The organism is Bacillus sp. CGMCC 1.16541, from assembly GCF_003184905.1.
In the GTDB taxonomy this organism is placed as follows: Bacteria; Bacillota; Bacilli; order Bacillales; family Bacillaceae_H; genus Priestia.
In genome coordinates, this window is sequence record NZ_QFRU01000012.1 from 99,620 (window position 1) to 106,917 (window position 7,298).

The 7,298-nt window shown below is 35.0% G+C and carries 7 protein-coding genes; all 7 read left to right on the plus strand.

What is annotated here, in order from left to right:
- The 7 genes from arsM (at position 1) to istB (ending at position 7,238) form a co-directional block, all read left to right on the plus strand.
- Positions 1-813 (plus strand): putative arsinothricin biosynthesis methyltransferase ArsM, encoded by an 813-nt coding sequence (gene arsM / locus DIS06_RS13080; protein WP_162595972.1) that lies wholly within the window; start codon positions 1-3, stop codon positions 811-813.
- 16 nt (positions 814-829) lie between these two features.
- Positions 830-2,104: an arsinothricin biosynthesis radical SAM protein ArsL gene (gene arsL, locus DIS06_RS13085; RefSeq protein WP_094913331.1), complete on the plus strand. Its 1,275-nt coding sequence runs from the start codon at positions 830-832 to the stop codon at positions 2,102-2,104.
- Positions 2,105-2,135: 31 nt separating this feature from the next.
- Complete coding sequence (locus DIS06_RS13090; protein WP_094913326.1) at positions 2,136-3,239, plus strand: GTP-binding protein; 1,104 nt, start codon at positions 2,136-2,138, stop codon at positions 3,237-3,239.
- Between the two features lie 19 nt (positions 3,240-3,258).
- A complete protein-coding gene (gene vcpD, locus DIS06_RS13095; protein ID WP_094913327.1) occupies positions 3,259-3,675 on the plus strand; it encodes an ArsD-related vicinal cysteine protein VcpD in 417 nt (138 codons plus the stop codon).
- 102 nt (positions 3,676-3,777) lie between these two features.
- On the plus strand, positions 3,778-5,007 hold the full coding sequence (locus DIS06_RS13100; protein WP_162595973.1) for an MDR family MFS transporter: 1,230 nt from the start codon (positions 3,778-3,780) through the stop codon (positions 5,005-5,007).
- Between the two features lie 207 nt (positions 5,008-5,214).
- Positions 5,215-6,477 (plus strand): IS21 family transposase, encoded by a 1,263-nt coding sequence (gene istA, locus DIS06_RS13105; RefSeq protein ID WP_239422054.1) that lies wholly within the window; start codon positions 5,215-5,217, stop codon positions 6,475-6,477.
- A complete protein-coding gene (gene istB, locus DIS06_RS13110; protein ID WP_110113690.1) occupies positions 6,474-7,238 on the plus strand; it encodes an IS21-like element helper ATPase IstB in 765 nt (254 codons plus the stop codon). Before istA ends, istB begins: the two co-directional genes overlap by 4 nt.
- Positions 7,239-7,298: the final 60 nt, after the last annotated feature.

The following is a 7,298-nucleotide window of genomic DNA, read 5'->3' on the forward strand; positions in this document are numbered from 1 at the left end:
GTGAATAAATTAACAGTTCAATCATCATGCTGTAGTCCAAACGAGGCCGTTAATGAAAGTGGTTTTAGCAAAGAAATATATAATTTCTACGATTCGGTAGCTAAGGGAGAAGGCCCTTATAATTCAAGCGAAAATAGATTTTCCCCTCAGGGTCCGACACAGAAGATAAAAGAGTACTTAATATCTGGAAGTAAAAAAAGAATATTAGATATGGGCTCAGGAATGGGTACTACTTTAATAGGATTAGCAAAGGAACATACACTTGGTAAGCAATTTATCGGGATTGATTTCAGTGAAAATATGGTGTCAAAGGCTAGAGAAAACTCAAAAGAATTAGAAATAGAATTACAAAAAAAGGTTGGATTCTTTAAGGGAGATCTAAAGGATTTACCTTACATGGATGAACAATTTGATTTCGCATATAGCGAATGTGTTATGAACCTAGTACCAGATAGAGAAAAGGTTATATCAGAGGCATATAGAGTCCTAGAATCAGGCGGTCTATTTGTTTACACAGATTTTGTATCCTTTAAGCCGGTTACAGATGAAGTTAGAGAACACGAGGGATTAGTCTGTGGATGTCGTGGTGGAAGTCTAAGTTTAAGTGAAAATGTAAGAATTTTAGAAAAACAAGGCTTTAGAAATATTGAATGTATCGACTATTCCATTGATAAAGATGAAAGAGATAAGCGCTTAAGATCCGAACACGATTCAATTAAGGAAGAACATCAAAAATTAGTCCAAGAAAGTCCTGAAGTAGCAAAATTTATTGATGAAGAGTTAGGTTATTACCTTATTGTTGCAAAAAAATAAAATTGGAGTGATCTTTGTGAAAACATTATTAGTATCCAACTTTGAAGGAGGATTTCAGCCTCATACTGTCGCTTCTGCAGCGACAGCTTTAATTAATGCTGGAGTCGAAGTATCTGTTTTAGATACATATGTTGAAGGAATTCAAAAAGAAAAGTTTAAAGATGTTGATCTTGTGGCTATATCAATTCCATTATTCGACGCGGTATCTGCTGGTATTGAGATTTCCAAAATGGTAAGAGAAGAAAATCCGAATGCCCATATCACCTTCTTTGGACAACATGCGACTATTAATGCAAATAGACTCTCCGGTATATATAGCGATTCCTGTATTAGTGGGGAGTGGGAAATCCCTTTGGTAAAGTTAACAGATCTTCTAGCAGGGGAAAAGGTTGAAGATTTGTCAGGCATCCTACTAGCCGAAGATGCTTTACAAGGAAAAGTAATTCACCCTTTTATGTCTAGAAAGCACTTAGACGTACCTACAAGGACAATATTACCGCCACTTGAGAAATACCCACAAATTCAAATCAATAAACTATTAGGTTCTGAACAAGTAGTTGGTACTACAGAAATTGCAAGAGGTTGTCACCATAAATGTTTATATTGTTCAGTTTTTGCAGCTTATGATGGAAAAGTAATTCTAGTACCTGAAGATATCGTAATTAGTGATGTAAGAAATTTAGTAAACCAAGGAATGACTCACTTAACTTTCATTGATGCTGACTTTTTTAATGCAAAGTACCATGGAATTAAAATTCTAAGAAAGCTTAATGAAGAATTTCCTTTTCTAACTTATGACTTTACTACACGGGTAGACCATATCTTGGAGAACCAAGAAACTTTAAAAGAAATGAAAGAGCTGAATGTCAAATTTATTACTTCTGCATTAGAGTTTCCTTCTAAAGAAGTTCTTGATGAAGTAGCCAAAGATACCTCTATAGAAGACATTGAAGGAGCAATTTCATTTTTAAGGGAAACAGGAATAAAACTAAACCCAACCTTTATCATGTTTAATCCATGGACGAAACTAGAAGATTTATCTACTTTTAGAGCTTTTGTTGCTGATAATCAATTGGAAGACATTATTGATCCTATTCAATATGAAACCAGATTATATCTATATAAAGGATCACCATTATTACAGAGAAACTCCATTCAATCTTTAGATTTAACAGAGTACGAATTTCATTATGAATGGAAACATCCAGATCCATCTATCGATGAATTATATTTTTCATCATTAACGCCTCAAGAAGAAGGCATATTTAAGCGTTGTTGTTTGAAGTGTTAAATTATTACTATTTTGGAGGGGAGTTAATTTAATGAAGCAGACAAAAATTATTTTATTAGGTGGATTTTTAGGTGCAGGTAAAACTACTACAATGATTAAATCGGCAATTCATCTAGAATCTCGTGGATTCAAAGTTGCTTTAGTAACCAACGATCAAAGTGATGAGTTAATAGATACACAACTAGCGAAAGATAATGGATTAAATACAGAAGAAATAACAGGTGGGTGTTTCTGTTGTAAATTCGATGAGCTTTATGAAGTATTGAATAACATTATATCTACTAAGCAACCAGATATAATCATTACAGAAGCTGTTGGAAGCTGCACAGATTTAGCTGCTACTGTCATTCAACCTTTAAAACAGTATTACAATGCCGAGTTCATTATCTCTCCTTTAACAATCGTATTAGACCCTAACAGAATAATTAATGAATTAAATGTAGAAGAAGGCGTTAATTTTTCAAAAACAGTTAACTATATTTTTGAAAAACAAATCGCTGAAGCTGACTTAATTGTTCTCAATAAAATTGATCAATTTACTAAAAGCAAATTAGAGCAAGTTACTACATTTTTAAATGAAAGATTTCCTGATACTGAAGTTAAAATGATTTCAGCAAAACACAACTTGAATATTGAAGACTTAGCAAATCATTGGTTAAAAACTGATGATGGAGGTCACAGAATTTTAGACATTGATTATGATATTTATGCTCAAGGAGAAGCTGAATTAGCCTGGCTTAATATTCTCGGGGATTTAGAAAAGAATGAGGGATTAATTAATCCTCAGCTATGGACAGATACTTTTATAAGCAAAATAGATGCACATTTTCAAAAAGAGAAAATGGCTATTGCCCATTTAAAGACATATTTGGGTAAAGGGCAAAGCTATGTTAAAACCAGTTTGGTACAAACCGGAATGATTCCGGAAACATCTATTGAAAACTTTACAGAATCGACAGATTTTAGAGTTGTAATCAATATAAGATGTGAATCAAACCCTAACCTTTTAAAACTAATAGTAAATGATGCATTAGCTTATACAAATAAAACATTAGGTACGGCATTAACTATTACATATGAGCAATGTTTTAGTCCATTACCGCCCAAACCTGTGCATCGATTAGCAACTAACTAACAATGGGAGGTATAGGAAATTGGCGAACAAAATACTTGTCGAGATTATCCCAGCTTTAAATCAGAACACTTCAAGCGAAGATTGTTGTGAAAGTAAAGAGAGTGAATGTTGTAATAGCATAGATGTTAACCTTGAAGAAGTACAAAATATAAAAAAAGAGATTACAAATAATTTTAATAATGAAGTTAGTGTTTACGTATATGATTATAACATTTCATTGGATCGTGTCCTTGCTACTAAAAAACTTACAACGTCAGTAAGAGATAAAGGTTACTCCTTTATTCAATCTGATAGAATCATTGAAACTGTTACTCCAGCTGTTTATGTAAATGATTGCTTAGTCTCTTTTTTGAAAAGTCCTAATATTGAAGAAATTATTGATTCTATTAAGACTGAAATGAAACAAAATGAATTTGATCTTGAAGTTTTACAATAGCCAAAGTTTAATTTAATTTTGTTTTTTTAAGAGAATTAAATAATAATAGCTACTCATTACTGAGTAGCTATTATTATAAACACAATGTTAGGAGTTATATATATGAATCGCTTAATAAAGGAGTTTAAATTTTATCATCCATTAGTGTGGGTGATTATTTTTGGAACAATGTTTGCTAGGGCTGGTTCATTTATGAGTTTACCTTTCTTGACTATTTATTTAGCTAATGAAAGTGATCTTAGTGTTGGACTAATAGGCCTTACAGTTGGTTTCGGTGCTATTTCTGGCGTGTTCGGTGGCTTTTTTGGCGGGAATTTATCAGACCAGTTTGGGAGAAAGAAAGTTTTATTATATACCCTGTTTGTATGGGCTTTCGTCTTTATTGGATTTGGAATGACAACTAATGTAGTACTTATTATTCTTCTAAATATTTTAAATGGTCTTTGTCGATCATTTTTTGAACCAACAAGCCAAGCTCTATTATCTGATTTAACAACTGAGGAAAAGAAAATGCGGGTCTTTTCATACAGATATATGGCTATAAATGTTGGAGCTGCTATTGGTCCATTATTAGGAGCATATTTTGCATTAAAATCCGCCGGTTTAACTTTCATCATTACAGGATGTCTGTATTTAATTTATGCTATCGCTCTAACTTTTACATTAAATAAATTCTCAAACGAGCTTAAACCAGCTGGTAAAAAAGAGAAAGTACGTATTTCTGCAGCCATCAATGTTATAAGAAAAGACTTAGCTTTAGGATTCTTTATCCTTGCAGGCATTTTATCATTTATAGGCTATGCACAATATGATTCGAACCTACCTCTTTTTATGAAAGAAAAAATAGACAATGCTGCTTCTATTTACTCCATGCTATTAACGATTAATGCAATAGTTGTAGTAATATTTCAACCATTCATCACCAAATGGTCAGAAAAGAAACCTATTTTAGTAAATATGGCAATCGGTACTGGGTTACTTTGCATTGGAATGTTAGCATTTTCGGCAGGCTTCCACTGGTCTATATTTGTTCTCGGTATCATTGTCTTTACATTAGGTGAAATCTTAATAGTTCCTTCTGGAAGCCTGTTTATAGATAAGCTTGCAAAAGGTGATTTAAAAGGAACATACTTTGGAGCTAGTAATTTTAGAATGCTTGGTATGTTCATTGGACCTGCACTCGGAGGCTCTCTCCTTGAGGGGTTAGGAGGAGAAATGATGTTTATAATCATAAGTGTACTAACAGCAGTGTCCTTAATCTTCTATATACTGGGTAACAAAGTTGCTAGTAAAGAGGAAGCTAAAATTATTGAAGTACAGAATAGCATGTAAAGCTAAAATTATTGACTTACTTATAAGATTATATTGCAAGAGAAAGATTTTATAAGTAAGTCTTATTAGTTAAAAGTACTAATATGCCCATAATGAAAGGATATGTAATCAACGGTTGTAAAATACTCAATAACAACGGTTTTAAATTCCTCAAAAATAACAGATAATCGTTTCGAAACAAACATCAAAGATGGAGTTGAAGAAACGATGCTGAAGATTGGGGAGTTTTTTATGATTAGAGAATTATTTCAGAAAGGATGGACGAAAACAGCCATTGCAGAAGCAACAGGCTTCGATCGTAAAACAATCAGCAAATATCTAAAAAGCAATCAGTTGCCGGAACGCAAGGAAACTGATCAGCATAAAGAGAGTAAGCTGGAACCTTATAAGTCCTACATCCTTCAACGAGTTAAAGAAGGGACAACCAACTGTGTTGTACTGTTAGAGGAGATTCAAGCGATGGGTTACGAGGGAAAGATGACGATTCTAAGAGATTTTGTTCGTCCTCTTCGTCAACAACCAAAGAAACAGGCAACCTTACGGTTTGAAACACCACCAGGGAAACAAGCACAAATGGATTGGGCGTACGTAGGAAGATACTTAGTCAATGGCAAACTACAAGACATTTATGCATTTGTCATGATCTTAGGTTATTCTCGAATGAAGTATGTAGAGTTTACTACCAACATGAATCTCGAAACTTTAATGAAGTGTCATATGAATGCTTTCTCGTATTTTAACGGGATACCAGAACAAATTCTCTACGACAATATGAAGACCGTTGTTATCAAGCATAGTCCTATAGAAATCCGTTTTAACCGCAAGTTTGAAGATTTCTTAGCCTACTATGGGATTGTACCAAAAGCATGTCGCCCTAAGCGTCCACAGACAAAAGGAAAAGTAGAGAGAACCATTAAGTATTTGAAAGACAACTTCTTTCAGCGAAAACATGGACCAACTTTATATGCATTGAATGAAGATGTACGTATATGGTTAGATCAAATAGCTAACAAGAAAATCAATCAGACTACTAATGAGTCACCCTTTCAACGATTTGAGCAGGAACAGAAGTTCCTGCAGGTATGGGGAGTGAAGCCTCTGTTTCCTACTTCACATTGGGAGACCAGAGAAGTCAGTCGGGACTGTGTGGTGTCGTATCGTGGAAAAAAGTATTCAGTTCCTTACCGTTACGCTGGACAAATGCTCAAAATTAAAGAAACACTCGATCATCATTTAGAGATTTACGATGAACATGAATGTATCGCAAAGCATCCGGTTCTTACAGGAAAAGCAACTACTCATATCCGAATGGAACACTATGATGGGCTACATACAAAAGAAAAAGGGCAGAAAGCGAAGAACGTTGAAGGTTTGGCGACCGACGGTCTTCACTCTCATACCCCATCTCCAAATGTGGAAAAACGCCCTCTCGCTGCTTACGCCGCACTGGAAGAAGGTGAGTCTGTATGATGAACGAACTCTTATTGGAACGTTTAAAGAAGCTCGGCTGGCATCATACAGCCAACCAACTTGATAGTTTACTAGAAGACGCTTCTAAGGATAATGTATCATATTCTGAGTTTCTTCACACTATCGTTTTGCATGAAACGGAGCAACAAGATTCCGATCAACTAGAAAAGCGAATGAAACGGGCAAAGCTGCCTTACACCAAAACGATTCATGATTTTGACTTTACATTTCAACCAAGTCTGAGCGAGAAAAGGGTCAAGGAAACCTTAACATGTCGCTTTATTGCCAATGGTGAAAATCGCATATTACTGGGTCCTCCGGGTGTAGGAAAAACTCATTTAGCCGTCTCCTTTGCGATTGAAGCGATTACCCAAGGATATACAGCCCTATTTTTGTCGGCCGACGACTTAGTGGCTCAGTGCCGCAAGGCCAATGATAAAGGGACACTCCAGCGACTCGTAAATCGTTGGAGTCGTCCAGACGTGTTGATTGTAGATGAAGTAGGTTATTTTCCTTTTGATGAACTAACAGCCAATGTTTTCTTCCAGGTTGTTTCAAAGCGATACGAACAAGGAGCAATGATTTTAACATCTAATAAATCGTACCTTGAATGGGGAAAAGTTTTTGGTGACGATGTACTGGCAACGGCTATCTTGGATCGCCTCTTACATCATGCGATTACATTTAACATCAAGGGTGACTCCTACCGTTTGCGAGAAAAGAAAAAAGCAGGAATTTATCCTGCCCAAACAACGACTTAGCCGTTCATAATGGGGAATTTCATTTCGTTGAAATTGGGGAAATTTGAATCGTTGTTGACA

Bases quoted from the DNA above. Each gene is read 5' to 3' on its own strand.
- istA (WP_239422054.1), top strand. From the start codon at position 5,215: ATGCTGAAGATTGGGGAGTTTTTTATGATTAGAGAATTATTTCAGAAA.
- DIS06_RS13090 (WP_094913326.1), top strand. From the start codon at position 2,136: ATGAAGCAGACAAAAATTATTTTATTAGGTGGATTTTTAGGTGCAGGT.
- istB (WP_110113690.1), top strand. From the start codon at position 6,474: ATGATGAACGAACTCTTATTGGAACGTTTAAAGAAGCTCGGCTGGCAT.
- DIS06_RS13100 (WP_162595973.1), top strand. From the start codon at position 3,778: ATGAATCGCTTAATAAAGGAGTTTAAATTTTATCATCCATTAGTGTGG.